General features: G+C 34.3%; 19 protein-coding genes and 1 tRNA gene. 13 read left to right on the top strand and 7 right to left on the bottom strand.

Annotation, left to right across the window (positions count from 1 at the left end; translation table 11 throughout):
- The first annotated feature begins 407 nt into the window (after positions 1-407).
- The 6 genes from AC07XU_RS04640 (at position 408) to AC07XU_RS04615 (ending at position 12013) form a co-directional block, all read left to right on the top strand.
- Positions 408-3407 (top strand): SusC/RagA family TonB-linked outer membrane protein, encoded by a 3000-nt coding sequence (locus tag AC07XU_RS04640; protein WP_494942450.1) that lies wholly within the window; start codon positions 408-410, stop codon positions 3405-3407.
- Between the two features lie 10 nt (positions 3408-3417).
- Positions 3418-4923 carry a RagB/SusD family nutrient uptake outer membrane protein gene (locus tag AC07XU_RS04635; RefSeq protein WP_494942449.1) on the top strand — a complete coding sequence of 502 codons (1506 nt, stop codon included), beginning with the start codon at positions 3418-3420 and terminating at the stop codon, positions 4921-4923.
- 4 nt (positions 4924-4927) lie between these two features.
- Positions 4928-5461: a hypothetical protein gene (locus tag AC07XU_RS04630; protein ID WP_494942448.1), complete on the top strand. Its 534-nt coding sequence runs from the start codon at positions 4928-4930 to the stop codon at positions 5459-5461.
- A gap of 92 nt (positions 5462-5553) precedes the next feature.
- Positions 5554-6225 (top strand): hypothetical protein, encoded by a 672-nt coding sequence (locus AC07XU_RS04625; RefSeq protein WP_494942447.1) that lies wholly within the window; start codon positions 5554-5556, stop codon positions 6223-6225.
- A gap of 1149 nt (positions 6226-7374) precedes the next feature.
- The gene (locus AC07XU_RS04620) at positions 7375-10488 is read left to right on the top strand and encodes a SusC/RagA family TonB-linked outer membrane protein (RefSeq protein ID WP_494942446.1); all 3114 of its coding nucleotides are present in this window, start codon (positions 7375-7377) and stop codon (positions 10486-10488) included.
- A 22-nt stretch (positions 10489-10510) separates the two neighbouring features.
- The gene (locus AC07XU_RS04615) at positions 10511-12013 is read left to right on the top strand and encodes a hypothetical protein (protein WP_494942445.1); all 1503 of its coding nucleotides are present in this window, start codon (positions 10511-10513) and stop codon (positions 12011-12013) included.
- Positions 12014-12243: 230 nt separating this feature from the next.
- Here the strand turns inward: AC07XU_RS04615 and AC07XU_RS04610 are convergent, their stop codons facing one another.
- Both AC07XU_RS04610 and AC07XU_RS04605 read right to left on the bottom strand, forming a co-directional pair.
- Positions 12244-12651 carry a DoxX family protein gene (locus AC07XU_RS04610; protein ID WP_494942444.1) on the bottom strand — a complete coding sequence of 136 codons (408 nt, stop codon included), beginning with the start codon at positions 12649-12651 and terminating at the stop codon, positions 12244-12246.
- 2 nt (positions 12652-12653) lie between these two features.
- The gene (locus tag AC07XU_RS04605; protein ID WP_494942992.1) at positions 12654-13553 is read right to left on the bottom strand and encodes a S66 peptidase family protein; all 900 of its coding nucleotides are present in this window, start codon (positions 13551-13553) and stop codon (positions 12654-12656) included.
- Positions 13554-13592: 39 nt separating this feature from the next.
- Between AC07XU_RS04605 and metG the strand changes: the two genes are divergently transcribed.
- Positions 13593-15701 carry a methionine--tRNA ligase gene (gene metG / locus AC07XU_RS04600; RefSeq protein ID WP_494942443.1) on the top strand — a complete coding sequence of 703 codons (2109 nt, stop codon included), beginning with the start codon at positions 13593-13595 and terminating at the stop codon, positions 15699-15701.
- Positions 15702-15756: 55 nt separating this feature from the next.
- On the opposite strand, the gene AC07XU_RS04595 is transcribed toward metG, so the two are convergent.
- Both AC07XU_RS04595 and AC07XU_RS04590 read right to left on the bottom strand, forming a co-directional pair.
- Positions 15757-16011, bottom strand: coding sequence for a hypothetical protein (locus AC07XU_RS04595; RefSeq protein ID WP_494942442.1), 255 nt, complete (start codon positions 16009-16011; stop codon positions 15757-15759).
- A gap of 22 nt (positions 16012-16033) precedes the next feature.
- A complete protein-coding gene (locus AC07XU_RS04590; RefSeq protein ID WP_494942441.1) occupies positions 16034-16780 on the bottom strand; it encodes a hypothetical protein in 747 nt (248 codons plus the stop codon).
- Positions 16781-17185: 405 nt separating this feature from the next.
- Here AC07XU_RS04590 and AC07XU_RS04585 point away from each other — a divergent pair, with 405 nt between their 5' ends.
- The 5 genes from AC07XU_RS04585 (at position 17186) to AC07XU_RS04565 (ending at position 23302) form a co-directional block, all read left to right on the top strand.
- The gene (locus tag AC07XU_RS04585) at positions 17186-17452 is read left to right on the top strand and encodes a hypothetical protein (protein ID WP_494942440.1); all 267 of its coding nucleotides are present in this window, start codon (positions 17186-17188) and stop codon (positions 17450-17452) included.
- A gap of 128 nt (positions 17453-17580) precedes the next feature.
- The gene (locus AC07XU_RS04580; RefSeq protein ID WP_494942439.1) at positions 17581-19260 is read left to right on the top strand and encodes a tetratricopeptide repeat-containing sensor histidine kinase; all 1680 of its coding nucleotides are present in this window, start codon (positions 17581-17583) and stop codon (positions 19258-19260) included.
- Between the two features lie 10 nt (positions 19261-19270).
- Positions 19271-19936: a response regulator gene (locus tag AC07XU_RS04575; RefSeq protein WP_494942438.1), complete on the top strand. Its 666-nt coding sequence runs from the start codon at positions 19271-19273 to the stop codon at positions 19934-19936.
- A 656-nt stretch (positions 19937-20592) separates the two neighbouring features.
- On the top strand, positions 20593-21111 hold the full coding sequence (locus AC07XU_RS04570) for a thermonuclease family protein (protein WP_494942437.1): 519 nt from the start codon (positions 20593-20595) through the stop codon (positions 21109-21111).
- Positions 21112-21331: 220 nt separating this feature from the next.
- A complete protein-coding gene (locus AC07XU_RS04565) occupies positions 21332-23302 on the top strand; it encodes an ATP-binding protein (RefSeq protein WP_494942436.1) in 1971 nt (656 codons plus the stop codon).
- A 6-nt stretch (positions 23303-23308) separates the two neighbouring features.
- Here the strand turns inward: AC07XU_RS04565 and AC07XU_RS04560 are convergent.
- Positions 23309-23380: transfer RNA gene (locus tag AC07XU_RS04560), tRNA-Arg, on the bottom strand.
- 120 nt (positions 23381-23500) lie between these two features.
- Here AC07XU_RS04560 and AC07XU_RS04555 point away from each other — a divergent pair.
- Positions 23501-24598, top strand: a complete 1098-nt coding sequence (locus AC07XU_RS04555; RefSeq protein ID WP_494942435.1) for a DNA alkylation repair protein — start codon at positions 23501-23503, stop codon at positions 24596-24598.
- Positions 24599-24642: 44 nt separating this feature from the next.
- On the opposite strand, the gene AC07XU_RS04550 is transcribed toward AC07XU_RS04555, so the two are convergent.
- Complete coding sequence (locus AC07XU_RS04550) at positions 24643-25338, bottom strand: SDR family NAD(P)-dependent oxidoreductase (RefSeq protein WP_494942434.1); 696 nt, start codon at positions 25336-25338, stop codon at positions 24643-24645.
- Complete coding sequence (locus tag AC07XU_RS04545) at positions 25339-25488, bottom strand: DUF2256 domain-containing protein (RefSeq protein ID WP_494942433.1); 150 nt, start codon at positions 25486-25488, stop codon at positions 25339-25341.
- Positions 25489-25561: the final 73 nt, after the last annotated feature.

Below are 25561 nucleotides of genomic sequence, written 5' to 3'. Positions count from 1 at the left end.
AACGTATAGATTACCAAAATTTTGAGCAAGGATAAATCTCTTATCGCTCTACCAGTCATACTCTACCTTAAAAATTTTTAAAAGATTAAAATTATTAGGAAGAAAAGAACAAAAATTTAATTTTAAGTTATCAAAATTCATTAATGATTATTTCTTTAATCATTGATTATAAAAATTTCGTTATAATTTAAATTAAGGTAGATTTCAGTGTGTTTATGACGTTTTAATGACATTAAATTTTGCTTCATAATTTAATTCTTTAACAACAAATTAAATTCTATAAAGTTTCAAGAAAATTTTCAAATGCATTTGTATTTCAGTGTGTTATGAAATTTGTGAGCCATTTCATTAGTTATTAAGTTTGAAATCTTTAATTAAACAATAACTAACTTAAAACTTAAAAATTTATGAAAAAACTTCTACAAAGTTTGTTCGTTTTGATCTTCGTAGCCTCCTCGGCTATGGCGCAAAATAGAACAATTACTGGTACGGTTACCTCAAAAGATGACGGACTTCCATTGCCAGGTGTGAGTGTAAAAGTGAAAGGGTCTACATTGGGTGTTTCTACGTCAAGTAATGGCCAGTATTCCTTAGTTGTTCCTGAAAACGCTTCCCAAATAGAGTTCAGCTCATTGGGATTTATCCAAAAAACAATAAATATTAATGGGTTAGTAATAAATGTAAGTTTGGTGGCAGATCCAAAATCTTTAGCTGAAGTTATTGTTACTGGTTACGGTGTTCAAAAGAAAAAAGAAGTAACTGGTGCAATTGCACAAATTAAAGGTTCTGCATTCCAAGATCAACCTATTCAATCATTTGACAAGGCTTTGCAAGGTAGAGCAGCAGGGGTTCAAGTAAATTCAACAAGTGGACAACCAGGAGGAGGAATTTCTGTAAATATTAGAGGTGTGGCAACAATTAATGGCTCTACACAACCATTATATATTGTAGATGGTGTTCAAATGAATTCAGGAGGCGTATCTGGACAAACATCTGTAAACTCATTAGCATCAATTAATCCTAATGACATTGAGTCTATTGAGATACTTAAAGATGCTGCGTCAGCTGCAATTTATGGTTCATTAGCTGGTAATGGTGTAGTTTTAATTACAACAAAAAAAGGTAAAGCTGGCAAGTCGGTAATCAGAGCATCTGCACAATTTGGCGTTGCTAAACAGTACAATCCATATGAATTGATGGATGCAGCCACTTGGTATGCTTTACGTGTAGAGGCTTATCAGAATACTGCGCGAAGACAAGGTAGTTCTGCCGCAGCTGGAGCTGCTGCTGCTGCTGCGGCAACTTTCCCATCAGGCGTACCAGCAGTAATTGATAATTACAATTGGATTGATGCTGTTTCTCAAACAGGTAAAAATAGCCAATATGATTTATCTGTTTCTGGTGGTGATGCTAAAACTAAATTTTTTGTTTCTGGTTCATACAACAACAATGATGGAACTATTTTATCATCTAACTTTAAAAGAGGTACATTAAGAGCTAATATAGATCATGCGATATCTGAAAAATTCTCGATAGCTGCTTCATTAAGTTTAGCAGGTAATAAAGCAACTGGCCCATCAACAAGTGCTGGTTTCTTTACAAATACCCCTTTTACAGGAGTATTGTTAACTGCTCCAATCAATAAAGTTTATAACGAAGATGGCACTTTTAATAGAGTTTTTGTTGGTGCCAACAATCAAAATTCAGTACAAAACTTAACGCAAGAAATAAGAAAGGCTGGTACTTTCCAAACAGTAAGTAACTTATCACTAACCTATAAAATTATACCAGGCTTAACAGCTAAAGTATTTGGTGGTATTGATTTCTCAGATGTAAGTGACTTGAACTACAGACCAGCAACATTATCAGCTGCAGCAGGGGCGGTTGGAACGGGTAACGAGGCTTTCAGACGTAATATAAACTATACAACAACCGGTACGCTTAGCTATGGAAAAACAATTGAAGACCATAATTTTAGCGTATTAGGAGGTTTTGAGTTTAGAGAGGTTACTGGAACAGTATTATCTGCATCAGCTCAAGGTTTTGCAAGTCCTTTACTTTCATTGGTAAGTAATGCATCAACACCTACTGGTTCAGCATCTTCATTCACTGGCTACAGAACTGCAGGTTTATTGGCTAATGTAAAATACGATTATAAAGGTAAATACTTATTCTCCACCAATTTAAGATATGATGGTTCATCTAGATTTGGTGCAGATAATAAATTTGGTTTATTTTATGGCGTATCGGCAGGCTGGAGAGTTATTGATGAAGATTTCATGAAAAGCCTTAAATTTGTTAGTGATTTAAAACTTAGGGCTAGTTATGGGGAAACTGGTGTGCAACCAACTGATAATTTTGGTGTTTTAGCACTTTATGGCAATGGCGGACAGTATGGTAACCCAGGTTTATCTGGTGGATTAAGACCGTCGCAATTACCTAATCCAAGCTTAACTTGGGAAGTATCAAAACAAGTTAACATAGGTTTAGATTTAGGGTTTTTACAAAACAGAGTTACTTTAGCTTTTGATATCTACCGTAAAACAAATTCTGATTTGATATTAGGAAGAACACTTCCTGGTGATTCTGGATTTGGCTCAATTAATGAAAACGCTGGTAAAGCTAAAACTGAAGGTGTTGACATTGATTTGAATACAGTTAACGTTAATAGTAGAGATTTAAAATGGACTACAAATTTTAATATCGCCTTTAACAGAAACGAATTAATCCAGTTAAATAACGGCCTAACCAATATTAGTGATTTCTTCTATACTGTTGGTATGCCACTTTCACAGATTTTCACCTATAAATATGCTGGTGTTAATCCTTCAGATGGTAGAGTAATGTATTATGATAAAAATATGAACATTACTTACAGTCCAACAAATACTGATCGATATTATATTGGTGATCAAAATCCTGATTTCTTTGGTGGATTAACAAATACAATTACTTACAAAGGGCTAAGCTTAGATTTCTTATTTCAATATGAGTATGGAAAATCTGCTTACCTACAAAGCGCACAATATATTGAGCTCTCAGGAAGTATTGCTAACAACCAAGTAACTTCACAATTAGACAGATGGACAACTCCTGGTCAATTAACAGCTGTGCCAAGAGCATATAATACGCTTATTGAGCCTGGAAGTCTTTCACAACAAACACTCTCAAGTAGATTTATTGAAAAAGCATCTTACATACGCTTAAAACAAGCTAATTTAAGCTACAGAATACCAGAAAGCATTTCTCAAAGAGTTAAAATACCAAACGTTACGGTATCAATACAAGGACAAAATCTTTTAACATTTACCAATTATAGAGGAGATGATCCTGAAAACACTGGTAATAACTTAAATTTTTATCCTAATCCAAGAATAATCTCTGGCGGTTTAAGCATTCAATTTTAAAATATTAGAAATGAAAAACAAGTTATATATATGTTTAGTTGCAGCATTAGTGGTTACTGCAACTAGCTGCGAAAAAATTGTGGAGATTGACCCACAAAACTCAGTTACCCCAGAAGTTGCTTTAGGTGATGTAGATGGATACCAATCTGTATTGATATCTGTTTATGACAGATTACAAGCCTATGGTTATTATGGTAGAGATATGGCATTAATGGGCGATGCTTTATCCGATAATATTTGGACAATTGCCGCACAAGCTGGAAACAGGTATGCAAACCAAAATTTGAATACTAGAAATTCGCATTATGGAATATGGGGCAATGCATACAGTGCAATTAATGAATTAAATAATATTATAGCAGGAATTGACAATATCCCGAACATGCCAGCAAGTAAAGCAGGTTTACGTGCTAGGGTTAAAGCTGAGGCATTGGCTTTAAGAGCTTTGATATATTTTGATATTGCTAGAGTATACGGCTATGAGCCAAACAGAGTGCCTACTACTGGAACAAATGCAAATTTTAATAAAAGTGCTGTTATAAGACTGGTGCCAACAAAACTAGCATCAGAAGCTACATCAAAGCCTAGAGCTACAATTCTAGAAACTTATGCTGTAATTGAAAAGGATTTAACTGACGCAATTGCTGCATTTAAAAGCGGGCCTACGGTAGATCCCGCTTTCGCTGTAAAATCCACAAATCCCTATAGGGTAACAGAAAGTTTTGCCCATGCATTATTAGGCAAAGTTTATTTGTATTGGGGAGGTAAAGATGGGCTTGCAGTTCAAGAATTTGATAGAGCTCTAAATACAACTATTGCTTCTGCTGTTCTTTCTCCTGCAGGCAACGCTGCAGCTGACTTTAAGAAAGTTCCGCACCCTGAATCTTTATTCGAATTAAACTATGTACAATCTGTTGAAGTTGTTGGTGTAACTGGAAGTAATGATGGGTTATTTACTTACACGCAACCAACCACAAGAAATGCAAGTAATTTAGCAACTTTTGGTGGTCAGACAGTTCCAAATGAGTTAATTGCATTATTCGAAACTACTGATGACAGAAGACCATTAATTTTTAGTTCAAATACTGGAACTACATCAACTGTTTATAACTGGGCAAATAAATATCCTAGTGCAAACGGTGCTTATACAGATAATGTAAAAGTGATGAGATATGCAGATGTTTTGTTAATGAAAGCAGAAGCGTTAGCAAACCAAGCTTTGTATCCAGAGGCTGCCGCATTAGTAGTGCAATTACGTGCTGCTCGTAATGCTAGTGTGATTGGTGTGCCAGCAACAATTGCGATTATAGATTATATTCAGAATGAAAGAAGAAGAGAATTGTTTTTTGAAGGCCATAGATGGTTTGATCTTAAACGTTTAGGCAGGACTATTACTAAACCAGCTCAAGCCCCTTCTGCTGCGGCAGTTCTTTCTACTGATTACAGAATATTAGCCCCAATTCCTACTGGTGAAATTTCTCTAAATCCAGCATTACCACAAAATCCAAACTATTAATATTATGTTAAAGAAATATATCATATACCCAATCGCATTATTAGTTCTAGGAACAACTTTTGTTGGGTGTTTCCCAGAAAAATCGGAAACTGCACTTATTTACGATGGCCCAGTTGTAGTAGAAGTGAAAAACTTTACATTGGGTCAATTGGCTTCCGTCCTTTCTGCTAAAGGAGTTTCAACAACTGCCGGAACACAGACCGATTCTACTAGAACAGTTTTATTAAATACTAGAGGCACGGATAGTGTTTTAGTTCAGTTGGTTGGGCCTCAAAGCGCTGGCGCTATAGATGTAAACTTTAGAGTTAGAGCAACAAGTACAGCAGTAGAAGGCACTCATTATAATTTTAATCCGGCTGGAGTTAGAAAAGTTACTTTCGCTCCAAATACATCACAAGCGTTTATTAAAATTAATATGGTTCCTAACAGCTTAACAACTGTTGGCGATCAAAGAACAGTACAAATTGATTTATTAAGTGATGGTGAGGTTAAGCCAAATCCTAACTTTAGCAAGTTTTTTGTTACTTTAAGAAGATAATTAAGTTTAGTTTAAAAAAAGTCCGTTGAATTTCAACGGACTTTTTTACATATAATGTGAGATCTAAATTCAACCTACTTAAACACACAATTATGAAAAACATATTTTTAATATTGATTTCTTTAAGTCTCCCATTATTTGGTTTATCACAAGACAGAACATTAAATCAATTATATTTAACCAGTGGAGTTAGTGTTCCGAGTGATATTGTAGGTAAAGATGATTTTACAGGCACTCCATTTTTAAATAACTCTTGGGCTGACGCAATTGTTAAAACCCAAAAAGGTGAAGTATATAAAAATATCAAAGTGAAGTTTAGCATAGCTGAAAATCAATTATATTTTTTAGGTGAAGACAATATGACAATGAAATTCGTCCTCCCTATTAAAGAATTTTCTATATTTTCTGAACCAATACCTCAAGTTTTTAAAAGTGGCTTCCCTAAAATTGCCAATTTAGATGGTAGTTCATTCTACCAAATTTTAGCAGAAGGAAAGATTTCCATGTTAAAAAAGGTTACAAAAAGAATAATTGAAAATCGAGAATATAATTCTGCCATTACTAAAGGAAAATATGTAGACAATGTTAAATATTTTATTTTTGATAATAGTACTATAACTGAGTTAAAAAGGGACAAAAAATTTATAGATGCTAACTTCGCAAAAAATGTAAAAGTTAACAATTATTTAAAGGAAAACAATGTTGATTTTAAGAATGAAAATCATTTAATTAAGCTTATAAATTTCTATAATTCAATATTATAATTTACTATTTCCAATCTTCACTACATTTACCAAGGTCAATAAAAATCAAACCTAAAACAATTTCCAATTCAATAACATGGATTGCTCCAGGCATCGCATATGACAAAATGTATTAAATGAACATTGAAACTGTAGGGAAAATATTTTACAGGCAATCTTTAAATCACTACCCTCTAAAGGGCGTCTACAATCTCAGAATGTTCGCAAAAGCTTATGCCTATTATTTTCATGTTGTTGCATAATCCAACAAAGATCTTTTGCCTTTCATATTTGGTATAATATGTGAATTATCATTGTTAATCGGCCAACCATTAAAATTAACAATAAGATGTTTCAGTATCTGCCTAAAGTTTCTAAAATTGCCATTATTATAAATAATTAAAATCTATTTATTTTTTTGTGAAGATAACTTTTTCCAAAATCCACGGCTTAGGTATAAGCAATGCCCATTTTGGGAATAGAAACAGAATGGAAAATCATATTCTTTAAAGAGCAAAAAATTTATATCTTCTGGCGTTTGTTCATAGGCGATTCTTTCTATTTAAACTCAGGTAAATACGCCAACTATTAATCGTTAAAGATTAGAAAGTTTATTTGCAATCTTAATCTGCAAATTGCTCCATTTTTAAAATATTTCATATCACCAAAGGTTTTCAGTTTTAAAAAAATTATACTAAAAATCCTAATTTTTAACTATAGGTTATTAAAATATTTCTTGAGTTATTTTTTTAATCAAACAGCAATGAAAATTTCTTAAGGATTTATTTTTACAAAAATCAGTAATTGTTTATGACTTTTTTGTGACAATAAAATTTCTTTAAAATTTAAGTTTTTAATTCATAAGAAAATTTACACCAGTTTTTTTAATTTTTCGTAATCAATCTGTATTTCAATGCTTTATAAAGTTTGTGTTACATGTCATTAGTTATTATGTTTGGTGCTAATAACTAAACTAAAACTGTCCAAATGATAAAAAATTTATGCACCTACTTAGAGTAAAAACAAACGTTTTTACTCATCCTTTTCTAGATTTTAAAATTTAAAATCTAACAACAAATCAAACGGCTTTTACTTAACTACTAACTCAAATAGTGGCAACTAATTTTTTATGATTTGTGATCAATTTTTTTTAAACATTTAAATTATTTTATGAAAAAATTTATACTATTTTTATTTTTCTTTGTAACAACTGCTATTAGTAGTTTTGCTCAAGATCGTACTATAACTGGTATGGTAACGTCAAGTGATGATGGGCTGCCAATCCCAGGCGCATCAGTAAGAGCTAAAGAACTTTCTGGCGTAGGAACTACAACAGGAGCTGATGGAAAATATTCATTAAAGGTTTCTGCATCAGCAAGAAATTTAACAATATCTTACATTGGTTTTACTACAAAACAAATTGCAATTTCTGGCAATGTACAGAATGTTTCACTTTCTCCAGATCAAAAAGTTTTAGGCGAAGTAATTATTACCGGTGTTGCTGGTGCAACAGAAAAGGCAAAAATGACTGTTTCTGTAACTAAAATTAGTGCAGAGCAAATTAATGCTACTCCAGCATTATCAATGTCATCGGCGTTAAGTGGTAAAGTTTCGGGTGTTAAATCTAGTTCTACAAGTGGCGCTCCCGGGTCTTCAATTGATATTCAGCTAAGGTCGGATAACAACTTAAACAATGTTGGTTCTGGCCCATTGGTACTAATTGATGGTGTTATCTTAACAGGTGGCATATCTGACATTAATGCTGATGATGTTGAGTCTATGGAAGTTGTAAAAGGAGCTGCAGCTTCAGCATTATATGGCTCTAGAGCTGGTAATGGTGTTATCGCAATTACAACCAAAAGAGGTAAAGGTCTTGCTTTAAATTCTGTAAATGTAAATGTAAGAAATGAGGTAGGTGTACAGCAAATTGCAAGAACAATAGATTTGGCAACTCATCATCCCTATGCGCTGGCAGCAGACGCAGGTAGTTTTTTAGGACAATATACTAAATATCAAGGTGTAACATATCCTTCTGGATATTCTGGCGCTGGTTTTAATCCAAACATTACTGGTAATAGAGTAATTGATGCAGATCACTATGCAGATAATGCCTATGGTGTAACTAATGATCAACAAGATTTATTTTTCCGTTCTGGAGTAAACTATTCAAATTTTGTTTCTATAGCTACAAATTCTGAAAAAAGTTCAATTTATGCCTCGTTTGAGAACAATGCTCAAAAAGGGATTATTAAATTTACTGATGGGTACAAAAGACAAAATTTTAGATTTAATATTGATCAAAGATTAACCCCTTGGTTAAAGTTTTCTTCTAGTAATTTATTTATCAATACTGCAACCAAATATCCTGGAAGCGGTGGTGGTGTATTTTTTGATATCGTGTTAGCAGAACCTGATGCTAATTTATTACAAAGTAATCCTATTGATAATCAACCATATTATCCAAGAGCATTGCATTTTGTTGGTACATATAATAACCCATTATACAATTTGTACAAACAAGATAGAGATGATAAAACAAGAAGGTGGATTGGAAACTATGCTTTCAATGCTAAAATTGCAAAATGGGCTACTTTTGATATTTCTCATTCAATTGAGATTGAAAACTATAGATTTACACAATATAGCCCTAAAGATACATGGACATCTACTGGAGGCACACCAGCAACATACGGTATGTCTTATACCAATGGTTCATTAAGAAAGTTCTCTTCTGAAAGTAATAGCCAAAATACACAGGCTACTTTAAGTTTAGAACATAAGTTCTCAGACTTAACAGTAAGAGGAAAATTATCATATTTATATGAGAATAGAAAATATGAAGATTTTGATGTGAGCTCATCTCAATTTAAAATTAAAGATATTCCAACATTTGATAATTTCTCTACAATCAATAACGCTGGTTCAAGTCAAGAAACCGAAAGAGCTCAAAACTATTTCGCGATTTTAGGATTGGATTTTAAGGATAGGTATTTGTTGGACGGGATGTTCCGTTATGATGGTTCATCATTATTTGGTTCAGAAGCTAGATGGAACCCATATTACAGAATTTCTGGTGCATACCGTATCAGCAAGGATGTAACAATTCCTGGAGTTGACGAGTTAAAGGTTAGAGCAGCTTATGGTACTGCAGGTATTCGCCCAGGTTTTGCATGGCAATATGAAACGTATAATCTTTCTTCAGGAAATACATCTCCTAGTCAAAAAGGTAATATAAACTTAAAACCATCAAAAACTGCTGAAACAGAGTTCGGTTTAAATGTTGATTTCTTAAAGAAATTTAGCTTTGAAGCAGTTTATGCGAGTTCAAAAACTACAGATCAATTTATTAATGTGCCATTAATAGCATTTTTAAATGATGGTTATACTAATCAATACCAAAACGCAGGTACAGTTAAAGCAAACACAATTGAATTAACTTTAGGCGCAAAATGGCTAAAAACACCTAGCTTCACTTGGTCATCAAACATTGTATTTTCAAGAGTTAGACAAAAAATCACCGAACTTCCAATTCCTCCTTATTTGTTTGGTACAACTGATGGAGGTGGTGCTCAAATGTTTTATGTTAAAGAGGGCGAAACATATGGCGCTATGTATGGTAATGATTGGGTTAAAAGCTTAGATCAAATGAGCCAACAGTTACCAGCTGGTAAAACAATCTCAGATTATGAGATAAATAGTGCTGGTTTTGTAATTGCAAAAGGCACACAAGGTACACTTAATGAAAAAGCTATCAAACGTTTAGATGCTAGTGGAGCAATTTGGTATGGAAAAATAGGCGACGGAAATGCTGATTTTAATATGGGAATTGCAAATACTTTCAATTATAAAGGCATTTCATTATACTTTTTGCTAGATGTTAAAAAAGGTGGAGATGTATATAATTCAAAAGCTCAATGGATTACCAGAGATTTCAGAAATGCTGAAATGGATATGAGTAATGTGCCGGCTGGTGAGAAGAAAACCTATGATTATTTCTTAAACTTTTATGATGTAAATAATGTAAATAGTTATTGGGTAGAAGATGCTAGTTATATTAAACTTCGTGAACTAGCCATTGGTTATACTTTTCCTAAAAAAGCCTTAGCTTTTGCTAAAGGCGCTATTAAAGGAATATCCGCTAAAGTTGTAGGTAGAAATTTATTTACCATAACTGGATATTCAGGTTATGATCCAGAAGTTGGCTCGTTAAGACAGCCTTATGATGGTACTGCCAAATATCCAAATTTCAGAAACTATGCTTTCTCTTTATCTCTTGATCTTTAATTGATTAATAAAAAATATTATTATGAAAAAATGTAAATTATTATTATTACTAATAGTTGGACTAGTATTCACACAGAGTTGCAAAGACGATTTATTAGAAGTACAAAATGAAAATAATCCTGATTTTGCTAAAGTATATAGTAGTGGAGAAGATTTGGAGAATCTTGCATCTGCATTATTTAATACTCTTTATACAGGTATGCACTCTGCTGGAGGTGTAGAGCCAATGTTAGCAACGGCATCAGACAATGTGAGTTGCTCTTGGGGTAATTTCGGTATGAGAGATATGTCTTTTGAACCTAGAAATAATGCTTGGAATAATGCGCCAAGTTATTCATATAATGCCAATACAAAATATTATTTTGATAAAAACTATGCTTCTATTAATACCGCGTCAAACATCATTAAAGCGATGAATGGTGGTGTTCAAATTGGAGCAGCGGGGGTAAATAATAATAGAACAAAAGCATTTTGCAGATTTGCACAAGGCTTGGGCTATTCAAATTTAGCGATGGTTTTTGATAAGGCTTTTATTGTTGATGAAGTAACGACAATAGACAATGCTACGTTGAATGATGCAAAAGCTTATGGTGTGATTGCAGCGGCAGCTTTAAAATATCTTGATGAAGCTATAGCTTTATCTACAGCAAGTACTTTTACAATTCCAAAATCATGGTTAGGTACGGCATCCGATATTTCAAGTGCAGATTTTGCTAAAATTTGTAATACTTATGCTGCTAGATCATTAGCTTATACGCCACGTAATAAGACTGAATTGGCGGCTGTAAATTGGTCTAAAGTTAAAACTTATGCTGATGCAGGCATAACATCGGATTTTACAGTAATACAAGATGGTTACACAAATTGGTATGATGAAGCAGGTGATTATTTAGTTTATAGTGGATGGGGGGTAACTGATATGTATGTAGTAAATAAAATGGATCCAACTAAACCAGCTCACTGGGATGATAGAGCATCATTTCCTTATCCAACACCTTCAGTAAATCCATTAGATAAAAGAATGAATACTGATTTTGAATACTTGCCTTCAAACTGGTTTCAAGCAGCAAGGGGATATTACCATTTCTCTAGCGTTCGTAATAAAAGATATGATGCGATGTATGTTGCAGGTATCGGTCCTAAGCCAGAAGTGATGAAGGCAGAAAACGACATGCTAAAAGCAGAAGCAAGGGTATATTCATCTTCTCCTGATTTATCTGGAGCTGCGGCCATTATCAACTCTAGTACTTATGTTACAAGAGGCCAAATGCCAATTGTTACAGCAGTTGCTACAAACTTAGTTAAGGCAATAAGTCACGAACGCCACGTTGAAATGTATACAACTGGTTGTGGATTACAGTTTTTTGAAATGAGGAAATTAGACTTATTACAAAAAGGTACGCCGTTACATTTGCCACTTCCGGCAAAACTTCTCGAAACATTTGGTGTAACATTACCATTTTATACATATGGTACTGTAGCTAAAGCAGATGGAATTAATGTTTCTAATGCAGGTTGGAGATAATGCAAAACTTCTAATTAAAAGCGGCAGAGAAAACATTTTCTGCCGCTTTTTTTTTGCATTAAATTAAAATTTAGTAATAGGTTATATCGAAAAAAATTTAAAATATTCTGGCTAAAATATTAAGGTTGTTGAGAATAACCTATAATGATACCTCTAAAGTTACTATGAATCCAGAAAATTAGCAGCATCAATTTGATTTAGGCGAGTTGTTGGCATTTTAATATAAATCCTTACTTCTTATCAATACTATATTTACCTGGCCCAATAAAAATTAAACCTAAAAACACAATACCCAATTCAATGGCATGGCTTGCTCCACTTAGGCCATCGCCTTTGGCAAAATGAACTAGCACTGCAATAAGCATGGTAAAGACTAGCATCATGTTAACTGGCCTAAAAAATAAACCCAGAATTAGTAAAAAGCCGCCTAAGCCCTCGCTAATTGCTGCAAGAAATCCCCAAACAGTTGGTAAAAAGTCTATGCCAACTACTTTCATACTTCCGCCTAAATCTGCCCAGCCAGATGGCCCTCCCATTATTTTCGGTAATCCGTGAGTCATCATCATTACACCTAAACCCACTCTTAAAATTAATAATCCAGTATTTCGGTATTTGCCTAAGCTGTCGAAAATTGCCATTGTTATAAATATTTAAAATCTACTTTGTTCGTATCAACTGTTAAATTTACGGTTTTTCCCAAAACCATAGCACGGTTATCATCAATATGTCCTGTCGGGAAGTTAAAGCAAACAGGGTATTCATATTCTTTTACCAAATCCCAAATAATTTCTTCTGGAGTTTGGCCGAAGGGGATTTTTTCTTCACTAATTTCATTAAAAGCACCAATTATTAAACCTTTTAATTTAGCCAATTTTCCTGCTCTTTCTAACAAGCGCATCATTCTGTCTATTGAATATTCATGCTCGCCAACATCTTCTAAAAATAAAATTTTATCGGCATAATCCATTTCAGATTTAGAGCCTTCTACAGCTACCAATAAGCTTAAGTTTCCACCAATTAATATTCCTTCTGCTTTGCCTATTCTGTTTTTGATTTCACTCGTGTAACTATATTCAGAAGGTTCGCCAAATAGACTTTTTCGTAAGCTTTCTAACGCTTCTGGTGTGCTTTCATCAAAGGTATATGGCATTTGACCATGAATACTTTGCGTTTGTAGCGCAGCAAAGGTATGCGATAATAGAATAGTAATATCACTAAAGCCAATTAACCATTTCGGGTTTTTATTAAATATGGTAAAATCTAATGCATCAATAATCCTTATGGTGCCATAACCACCTCTGCCTGCAATAATTGCTTTTATGCTTTTATCGTCTAAAAATTGTTGCAAATCTGCAGCTCGCTCTTGGTCTGTACCAGCAAATTGATGAAAAGAGCCAGACACTGTTTTGCCTATAACAACCTCTAATCCCCAATCCTTTAAAATGCTAATTCCAACATCAATACTTTTTGGTAATTTTTTTGCCGGACAAACAATTGCAATTTTGTCTCCTTTTTTTAAATACGCTGGCTGTTTAATCATTTTTAAAACACTTATCTTTGCCAAAATAAATAAATAGTTTTGGATAACAGTAAAATAAAAAGATATACCGTAACGGCAGCTTTGCCTTACACTAATGGTCCGGTGCATATTGGTCATTTGGCAGGTGTATATTTGCCAGCAGATACCTACGTTCGTTACCTACGCTCAAACAAAAGAGACGTAAAATTTATTTGCGGATCTGATGAAAATGGGGTGCCAATTACCTTAAAGGCGAAAAAAGAAGGCATAACACCCCAAGAAGTAGTAGATAAATACCATAAAATTATTGGAGATTCATTTAAAGAATTTGGTGTTTCTTTCGATATCTATCACCGCACTTCATCATTAACACATCACCAAACAGCTTCTGCTTTTTTTAAAAAATTGTATGATAATGGTGTTTTCACTGAAGAAGTTACTGAGCAATATTACGATGAAAAGTCACAAACCTTTTTAGCAGATAGATATATAACTGGTACCTGCCCTAAATGTGGAAATGAAAATGCCTACGGTGATCAGTGCGAAAGCTGCGGAAGTACTTTAAATGCCACAGATTTGATCAATCCGAAATCTATCCTTTCTGGAGAGCCGCCAATTAGAAAGGAAACTAAAAACTGGTTTTTACCATTAGATCAATACGAAGATAAGTTGCGTGCTTACATCGAAAGTCATAAAGAATGGCGACCAAATGTTTATGGCCAATGCCAAAGTTGGTTAAATGCGGGTTTGCAGCCAAGGGCAATGACAAGAGATTTAGATTGGGGAGTGAAAGTGCCAATAAAAGGTGCTGATGGAAAAGTTTTATACGTATGGTTTGATGCGCCAATCGGCTATATTTCTGCTACTAAAGAGCTTTGCAACTATGCAACTTTAGATGTTTGGAACCCAAAGGCTGAGGAATATTATATAGATCCGGCAGAAGACGACAAATGTAGCTTTGAAGAATATTGGAAGGATGATAGCACTAAGCTTGTTCATTTTATTGGTAAAGACAATATCGTTTTCCACTGTATTATTTTTCCAGCAATGCTGATGGCACATGGCGATTATATTTTAGCTGATAACGTGCCAGCCAATGAGTTTTTGAACCTAGAAGGTCAGAAAATATCTACTTCTAAAAACTGGGCTGTTTGGTTAAACGAATATTTGTTAGAGTTTCCTGATCAGCAGGATGTGTTGCGTTATGTATTAACGGCAACAGCTCCAGAAACTAAGGATAATGACTTTACTTGGAAAGATTTTCAGGCTAGAAATAACAACGAACTGGTAGCTGTTTTTGGTAACTTTATTAATCGTGTAACTGTACTTACCCACAAATATTTTGATGGTAAAGTGCCAATGCTAATGGAAATTACTGAGCAAGATCAAACAGTGATTGATGAGTTAGCAAGCTATCCGGCAAAGATTAGTGCCTCAATAGAAAATTATAGGTTTAGAGAAGCATTAGGCGAAGTAATGAATGTGGCTCGTTTAGGCAACAAATATTTGGCTGATACAGAGCCCTGGAAAGTAATTAAAACCGATGAGGATAGGGTTAGAACAATCCTACATATTGCTTTACAAATTGCTGCCAATTTAGAAATCTTAATTGAACCATTTTTACCGTTTACAGCAGATAAATTAATGAAAATGCTAAATTATGGTGGTCATAAATGGGAAGATGCTGGCACATTGAACTTGTTAGCACGAGGACATCAACTTAATGAACCAACGCTTTTATTTGCTAAAATTGAAGACGAACAAGTGCAAGCTCAAATTGATAAATTGAACAATAGTAAAGCACAAAATATTCAAGCTAATGCTAAAGCAGTGCCGGCAAAAGAAAACATTCAATTTGATGATTTCGGTGCAATGGATATCCGTATAGCCACTATTACTGCTGCCGAGAAAGTTGAAAAAACTAAAAAATTGTTGAAACTAACTGTAAATACTGGTTTAGATGAAAGAACTGTAGTTTCAGGCATTGCAGAATTTTACAAACCCGAAGATATCGTTGGTCAGCAAGTGAGTTTGTTGGTTAATTTAGCGCCTAGAGAAATTAAAGGTATTGTATCGCAAGGCATGATTTTAATGGCAGAAGATTCTGAAGGCAAATTAACTTTTGTACAGCCCGCTACTAAATTTGAGAATGGTAGCGTGGTAAGGTAATCATACCTAAAATAAATAAAATGCTCCTTAATGAATATTGAGGGGCGTTTTTTGTTTAATAATCTTCCGTGGGTTCGCTTCTTTTTTGTCTTGAACTTTTAGCAAATCGGGCGCCTATAATAATTAGAAAAATCGAAATAACTAAAAATAGCAGGAAGCCAACAATGGTTCCTAAAAAATAACCAATTCCATTTGCAGTTGAATTTAAATTGGCAAAAGCCGTTAAAATCTGTTGAAAGCTACCCATTAAAGTTGCCAAGCTTAATAATGAACCAATAAAAATTAAGATGATGCCAAATACTTTCTTCATAAAACTAAGTTAATCAATCTTGTTAATTTTTATTTATCTTTTTGGATAGGATGTATTTAGTATACATGTATTTTGATAATTTCTTAAGTACTTTTTGTCTGTTAGATGGATAGTCTCCTCCAATTGTATAATATTCAATGCTATCATAACCAATTTTAATGTAATATCTTTTGTTGATGTCACTTTCGGTTAGCGTATCTGGGCGCATAATTCTTTTTTGATGGGAAACTAAAAATCTATTAAGTGCAATTTTATCAGCATTGATTACTTCATCATTACAAGAAATTGGGATGTAGCTTGTTCCGTTCCAATACATGCATTGCTCAGGATTTATGCCTTTTCCAACATAAATTGTTCCTACAGCAGAAACCACTATTGCAAATGCTATCAACGCAGATTTAAATTTGCTATTAAATCCTATGGGGTTGGTTTTTTTACTTTCTGTACAATTAGATGGCTGATTTGGTTTCCAGTTTCCAAAAGGTCTAGCGTTAAAATTTATTAACCAGGCTAATAACTCTACATTTTTAACATCAGACTTTTTTTTTGGATCGTTAATCAAATTTATTAAAGGTCTAAATCGATCAATATCTATACTTCTTATAACCTCAGCATAGTCGTCATTAAAAACGCCAGAACCAAAAAACAATTTAAGGGAATCAATATCAGTTTTAAGGTTTCTTTCTAAGTAGATATTCAAACACTCTTCTCTTATTCTGGCTGGAGAAGGTATTGATAAATTAAGGGATAAAGTTCCCTCATTCTTCATTTTTAGGTAGCAAGCAAGTACTTCCTTTTTATAATCATTAAACATTTTGAGTGCGTTATTTAAGTAAAACTAAAATAAATTTCTGATAAGTAAAATCATTTTCGGAATTCTACCGGAATTAACGGAATCATCGGAATTACTTAGCTGAAGCAGCTTTTACCCCTCAATTTTGTATCAGCAAACAGCAAATGCATTCGGTTCGCTACCGATTTAAAATGCATTAAAACTTTTGCCAAGAGTAAACATCGCGGTAACAAATCGCCGAATGGGAAGCAGTGATTTGCTTACCGCGATACAAGCTCGAAAAACTTCCCAAAAATTTCAGAAGGCCTTCTGATTTACACCGCAGTGAACCCCGCGTAGGGCGGGGAGCTGCATAGTTTATCATTTCTAAATTTTTGAACAATGTTTTTACCTTATTTTATCGCACTTTTTTTAGGCTTGGTGTCTCCAAGCGAAACTTCAAATTATCATTCTAACACGGAAACCGTTAGCACTTCAAATGATGGAGAACCAGAAGGAGATTTTGGCGACGGTGATGACGATGGTACTGGCGGAACTGGAGGTGGTTCTACTGGCGGTGGTACAGGTGGTACAGGAAGTACTGGCGGCGGTGTCGGTGGTGGAGGTACTGGTGGCGAAACCGGATCAATCCCTCCACCAAATCCATAGTCCCAAATAGACAAAATAGGTGTTTAAACACCTATTTTGTTATTCTGATAATTGTACTTGTAACTCGGATGGGTTAAATAACCCAATCGTTTCTTTAATTTTTCTATTTTTGGGTTAAATCCCTTATTGTGAAAAATCTAAATCTCCTACTGCTCTCATCAATATTATCGTTATTTTCTTGTCGCAGTGAAAAACCAAAAAGCATAAAAGTTGATCGTTCGATCTATGAAAAAGCGATAGAATTTCGCAATAAAAATCAATACGACAGTGCCTTTTTTTACTTCAATAACGCAAAAGATTTTTACCTACAGCAAAAAGATAGCTTAGGTGTCGGGAAGTCTTTTTCCAATATGGCCTATATTCTTTGTAACCAGAAAGATTATTTTGGAGCACAAGAATCTGCTCTTAATGCTATTTCATATTTCGATCATAACAACAAAGAGCAGTATAAAAATCTAGAATCTAATTATAATACATTGGGTCTTGCGACAGGAAACTTGGCTGACTACCAAGGGGCAATCTTGTTTTATCAAAAGGCGATATATTATTCTTCTAATATTGCATCAAAAAATATAATTAACAATAATATAGCAACAGCGTATCGTAATTTGGCTAATTACAATAAATCAATTTCTATCTATAACGAAATTTTACGACAAGATGTAGATAGCATCCAATATGCAAGAGTTTTATCAAACTTAGCATATACAAAATGGTTACAAAACCCCAATTATATCCCCACATCTACACTGTTAAAAGCCTTAAAAATAAGAGCATTAAAAAATGACAATGATGGCTTAAATGCAAGCTACGCACATCTTTCTGATTACTATGCTAACAAAAACCTTGATTCTTCAGCTTATTATGCTAAAAAGATGTATCTAATAGCAAATGCGAATAATAGTCCTTTTGATCAAATTCAAGCGCTACAAAAGTTAGTTAGGTCAAGCCCGGCTATTCAGGCAAAACAATATTTTTTAAGGTATCAAAATTTGGTCGATAGTGTTCAAATTGCCAACAATAAGTCCAAAAATCAATTTGCAGTCATCCGTTATGAGGCCGAAAGAAACAAAGCAGAAAACTTATCGCTTCAAAAAGAAAATGCAGATAAGAAATACCAAATTGTTAAAAGAGAAATTATACTTTTCAGTACGCTTTTGATATTTATCTCTGGTGCTTTGGTAGCATTGATCTGGTATCGTAAAAGAAAACAAAAAATAGAGCTAGAGGCACAACAAGCCATTCAAGAAAGTAAACTTAAAACTTCAAAAAAAGTGCATGATGTGGTGGCCAACGGCTTGTATCGAATAATGGCCGAAGTAGAAAACCAAACAGCAGTAGAAAAAGATGGTTTGCTAGATAAGATTGAAGAACTGTACGAAAAATCTCGCGACATATCTTATGATGATCTCAATGTGGAAGAGACAGACTTCAATGAAAAAATTGCAGAACTCATTAAATCTTTCGCAACAGATCATGTAAAAGTGCTTATTGCTGGTAACGATTTTGAACTTTGGAAACCCGTGAATGTGAACATCAAATACGAACTTAAGAACGTTTTACAAGAGTTAATGGTTAATATGAAAAGGCACAGCAAGGCTAATAATGCACTTGTTAAATTCGAAATTCAAAATCAAAAGCTCTATATTTTTTATAAAGACAACGGTATCGGACTACCAAAAGCACTTAAGTTTAACAACGGGCTGCGTAATACGGGAAACCGTATTAATAGTATTGGTGGCACAATTATCTTTGATGACAAAGTTGACAAGGGAACTTCAATACAAATTATAATTCCTTTAGATTAATAAGGATAATATGTTTAAAAAGGTATTAATAGCAGAAGATCACGAGAGTACAAACATTTCGGTTCGTAAAACATTGGCAGATTTGGGTATAAAAAATACCGATTACGTTTACTATTGTGATGATGCTTTGGTACGAGTTAAAAAGGCAGCACAAAACAAAAACACATACGATTTACTGATCACAGATTTATCTTTTGAAGAAGACCACAACGTACAACAAATTACTGGCGGCGTGGCACTCATCAAAGCTGCCAAACAAATACAGCCAAATTTAAAAATCTTAGTTTTTTCTGCAGAAAATAAGCAGGCATTTATCGAAATGCTTTTTAAGGAATTAGAAATTGATGGTTACGTACGCAAAGCTAGGTACGATGCACAAGAACTTAAAGCTGCAATTTTGGAGATTAGCGAAGGCAAAAAATACGTTTCAGTTAGTTTAAGGCAGGCGTTAAAGCAAAAAAATTCTCACGAGTTTACAACTCTCGATGTAAATATCATTGCGCTGCTTTCTCAAGGCATTCATCAAAAAAACATCCCCACTTACTTGCAAGAAAAAAACATCAAACCATCTGGCTTAAGCAGTATAGAAAAGCGTTTGGGTTTAATGAAAGATGTATTAGGCTTCACCAAAAACGAGCAACTCATTGTCTTTTGTAAAGATATGGGCATTATTTAATTTTTTAAATTTCTTGTTCGTAAAGCAAAAACAGTGGTTTTTATCAGTGTTAGTCGGGCTGTACACTAAATCTTTTTTGTTAAAGGTAGTATTGTATTTTAAGGTAGGTAAACAAAAAAGGATACCGCTTCCATCCCGTTTATATCACAAACTGCGGTGCAAATATTAAGGCTTAAAAATAAATCTCCGTTTTACGGTTTCCCGTAAGGAATGCTCTTTTTGCGTAATTACTTTTGATATCATCTCTGTTAACAAATTTAGTTTATGCCCAATTTCTATCTCAATAGTCAAGCTCAAGCCAACGGCGATCACGAAGTGCACAAAGAAGATTGTACATTTTTACCTCGACTAGAAAACAGGATTTTTTTAGGGGACTTTAATTTCTGCAGTGATGCAATTTTTGGTGCAAAAGAGAAATATCAAATCTCGAAAATAAATGGCTGCTATTTCTGCGCAAAAGGCTGTCATACAAGATAAAGTTTAGTACGCTCAACAAAAATGTAGGGGGTTGTATCCATAATAGCGTTGGAGCAATCTCCTCATTTTAAAAGGAGCTAAAAATAATTAAGCATGAGCTGTTAGCATTTTCTAGCGGTTAGATTTTAAATAAAAACTAGTTTTGATAACTCAAGTTTAAATTACCTCTAATAGAAATAATGAAACCCCAGCTCAAATTCCCAATCCTTTTATTCATATTTCTTCAGTTATCGTGCAGCCAAAATACCACACAACCCTTACTCACCAGCTTCGAGAACCAAGTATTTACTGCTAAAGTTATCCGAATTATAGATGGCGATACCATGGAAGTACTATATGAAGAAATGCCAATTAAAATACGTTTAGCACATATTGATTGCCCTGAGAAAAAAGGTAAACAACCTTTTGGTAATAATGCCAAAATAGCGCTGTCTGATTTATGCTTCGGCCAAAATGTAGCGATTTATGGTGAAAGATATGATAGATATAAACGCTTATTAGCGGTTGTTATAAATGCAGCGAAGCAAAATGTTAATCAAGAATTGGTAAAGCAGGGCATGGCTTGGCATTTTAAAAGATACTCAACCGATCAAACTTATCATCAACTTGAGATGCAGGCTAGGAAAAATAAAGTTGGGCTTTGGCAAGATAAAAATCCTGTAGCGCCTTGGAACTGGAGAAAAGCAAATACGTTATAGGAATAATTTTATAGTAAGATAAATCAACTCGCCTAACAAAAAATAGTACCAAATTTTAGCCTCAAATTTTTTTGTAACATTAAGTCTATAATTAATAACTTTTCGCATAAATTAAATTTGTGAAAAATACTTTTATTACATTTACTTCTTAATCTGGCCAAACTATATGGCTAAAAGCTTGTTTACATTTTACAGGCAATTTTAACAGAGATTTGCGTAAATGAAACCAGACAAAGACATACTCAACAGCTTAATAGAACGATCTCCTTATCCCATCTATCTAATTCTAGGAGAAGATTTAATTGTTGCCGTAGCTAATTCAGCTACACTTAAAGCTTGGGGAAAAGACGAATCTGTAATCGGTATGCGGTTTAGAGATGCTTTACCAGAATTGGCTGGTCAGCCATTTGAACATTTGCTATTAAAAGTAATTGCAACAGGCGAGCCTTACCATGCAATAAACGATAGAGCAGATTTAATGATTGATGGAGAAATGCGTACTTCTTATTATACGTTTTCTTATGAACCCGTATTCGATCAAAATAAACATGTAATTGGCGTAAGTTGCTATGCAACAGATGTTACTAGATTAGTTGAAACTAATAAGCAGGTAGAAAGTATGAGCGAGCAAACTCATCAGATTAATGAAGAGTTAGCGGCAATAAACGAAGAACTTACATCATCTAATGAAGAATTAGCGGCGCTCAATGAAGAGCTTGCTGCAACAAATGAAGAGTTAACCGAATCGCATCGCATGTTAGAATTGAGCGAGCGAAGATTTAGAAATTTAATTTTACAAGCGCCTTTTGCTATTTGTGTTATTAGAGCATCTGATTTAATGGTTACTGATGTAAATGATTTATATCTAGAACTAGTTGGTAGAGAAAGGTCAAAGATAGATGGTGTAACAATTTGGGAAGCAGTACCAGAAGCAGCAGAAGCGTATGCCCCGGTAATGCAAGAAGTTGTAGATTCTAGAACCGCTTACATGGCTAAAGAAGCTGAACTCACCTTGGTTAGAAATGGAGTTTCTGAACACCTTTTCATAGATTTTGTGTATGAGCCAGTTTTAGATTTAATGGGTTCTGTATCGGCCATCATGGTGGTTGGTATCGATGTTTCAGAGAAAGTATTGGCCAGAAAATCAATTGAAGAGATTGAAGAACGCATCCGCCTTGCGGTACAAGCAGCAGAAATTGGAACCTTTGATTATCATTATAGCAAAGATGAGTTGGTTGTGTCCGACAGATTTAATCAAATTTTCGGTATTAATCCTGGAACAACTAGAAGTGAAATTATTGCTAAATACCATCCTGAAGATCAAAACTTGAGTGCTGAAGCTCATGCGATTGGCAAAACCACAGGTAAAATTTTTTACGAGGCGAGGGTTATGCGTAGTGATGGAATGCGTTGGGTTCGTTTTCAGTCAAATATTTATTTTGATGCTAACGGAGAAGCAGAAAGAACTTTAGGTACTGTGATAGATATTACTGAATATAAGGCTTTACAACAGCAGAAAGATGATTTTATTTCCATTGCTAGTCATGAATTAAAAACCCCAATTACAAGTTTAAAAGCATCATTACAATTACTTAGCAGGATGAAGGAAAACCCTAATCCGGCGATGTTACCACGTTTAATAGACCAGTCTACCAGAAGCATGGATAAAATTACCGATTTGGTTGATGATTTGCTGAATGTAGCCAAAATGAACGAGGGTCAGATTAGGCTGAAAAAAGATTGGTTTAATTTTTCAGAAATGATTAATAAATGCTGTAATCATGTTAGGGAGGTTGGCAACCACGAGCTTTTATTTGATGGTGATAAAGAACTGATGGTTTTTGCAGATGAGCATAGAATTGACCAAGTTATTGTAAATTTGGTTAACAATGCCGTTAAATATGCGCCAGATTCTAAAGAGATTATAATCGGGATAGAAAAAAAGGGCAACATTATAAAGGTACAGGTAAAAGATAGTGGCCCTGGGATTAGCGATGATAAAATACCACATTTGTTTGATCGCTTTTATAGGGCAGATCAAACTGGTTTACAAGTTTCTGGCTTAGGCTTAGGGCTCTATATTAGTGCAGATATTGTAAAACGCCATGCAGGTGAAATTGGAGTAGAAAGTGAATTGGGAAAAGGAAGTACTTTTTGGTTTACTTTACCAATTGATGGAGAAACGATTTAATTTTTGTAGCCCCGAGCAGAATCGAACTGCTATCTAAAGTTTAGGAAACTTCTATTCTATCCGTTGAACTACGGGGCCAATTAATAGCGCAAATATATAAATTTAATATGCTTGCTGAATAAATCTCTATCAAACTTTGTTGAAATCTATTTATAAAAGAGCTTAGATCTTTTTATAATTTACATGACAATACTGGATATGGGATTAATAAAAGATATTTACAACGAGCAATTTTACCAAGCCTTTGCTTTATCGTTAACTAAAACTTTGCCAAATTTTGATCAGGCAAAGTTTATGGACTTAGTTTTAGCGGACGCTTTTTACCAGATGGAGTGGAAAGAAAGGGTAAAGCATACAACAAAAGTGCTTCATCATTTTATGCCTGAAGATTTTGCTACAAGTTCTAAATTGGTAGAAAAAATAGTAAAGCAACTAAGGGTTGATGGTTTTGGTGAACAACAGTTGGTGTTTATGTTTTTGCCAGATTACATTGCCACTTATGGCTTGGATGATTACAAAAATTCAATCAATTCGCTAATTTTTTTAACCCAGTTTATTAGTGCAGAATTTGCCATTAGACCTTTTCTATTAAAATACGGAAATCAATTGATGGGAGATATGCTGAAAATGTCTACCCATGAAAATTACCATGTTAGGCGTTTTGCAAGTGAAGGTTGCCGACCGCGTTTACCTTGGGGTGCTGCAATACCTGCTCTTAAAAAAGATCCATCCACAATTCTTCCAATATTAGAAAATCTAAAAAATGATTCTTCAGAATATGTACGCCGAAGCGTGGCTAACAACCTCAATGATATTACAAAAGATAATCCGGATGTGGTAATTGGCATTGCCAAAAAATGGGCCGGACACAGCAAATATACCGATGCAATTATTAAACATGCCTGCAGAAGTTTACTGAAAAGCGGTCATCCAGAAATTTTAACTTTTTATGGCTTAGATGCAAATCAGTTGGCAATAACTGATTTTACCATAGCAACGCCAAAAATTAGCATCGGCGATAATGTTGAGTTTTCATTTACCATTAAAAACAATGATCAAATAGAACGCTACATCAGACTTGAATATACGGTTTACTACCTCAAAAATAATGGAAGCTTAGCGGGTAAAGTTTTTAAAATTAGCGAGAAATCTTATCCCGCAGGTGCGGAAGTAAAAATAAAACGCAAGCAAAGTTTTAGGCTAATTACCACCAAAACATTTTATGCAGGCAGCCATAAATTAAGTGTATTGGTAAATGGAAAAGAAATGGCAGTTGGCGAGTTTGAGTTAGGTTAACATCCAAGTATCACGAAGGATTTATCAAGCTTGATAACTTCATTTTACATTAGCTTCAAATTACCCATTCCACCGTCTACCGCTACAATTTGTCCGGTTATCCAGCTTGCCTTTTCGCTCAAAAGAAAAGTAATAGCGTTGGCAACCTCATCGGCACTGCCTACTTTTTTAAGCGGATTTCTTTTCTCTGCAGCTTCTAATTTCTCTGGGGTATTGGTAAATTTTTCGCTTAATGGCGTTTGGGCTAGTGATGGCGCTATGCAGTTTACTCTAATTGCTGGAGCTAACTCTGCCGCCAAGGCCTTTGTTAAACCTTCTATAGCGCCTTTAGCCATCGCAATTGATGAGTGAAATGGCATGCCGGTACCTACTGCTACAGTGCTTATAAATACAATGCTTGCTGCCATACTCATTTTTAAATTTGGCAAATACGCCTGCGCAAAAGCTACGGCGCCTAAACTATTTATCTGATAATCGCTTAAAAAATCTGCCGCTGTAATTCTGTTAAATGGCTTTAAATTTATGGTGCCCGGAAAATATACAACGCCGTCAATTTGAGTTTCTAATTTTGGGAAATAGTCACTTTCATATTTTTCTATGGTATAAAAATCGTTGTATACAGATTTCTCGTTTTTTGTTGATAAACCAATAATTTGATGTCCTTCAGCTTGTAATTGTTTAGCTGAGGCGATAGCAATGGCGCTAGATGCACCTGCGAAAAGATAAGTTTTTGAGCTCATTTAGTTTTGTTTATTTTTTTGGTTTCTACAACGGTCACTGCAATACTTCACTTCATCCCAATGTTTTTCCCATTTTTTGCGCCAAGTAAATGGCCTGCCGCAAACTATACAAATCTTTGAAGGTAAATTTTCTTTTTTAACCGCTTTCATGAATATTCTTTACAACTTACGGATTTAAAGAAGAATAGGATTTTAGGAAAATGAAATTTAAAAATTAGGTTTT

It is taken from the genome of Pedobacter sp. GW456-11-11-14-TSB4 (genome assembly GCF_059424425.1).
The sequence above is the reverse complement of the archived record's forward strand: the minus strand, read 5'-3'. Positions and strand labels throughout refer to the sequence as shown.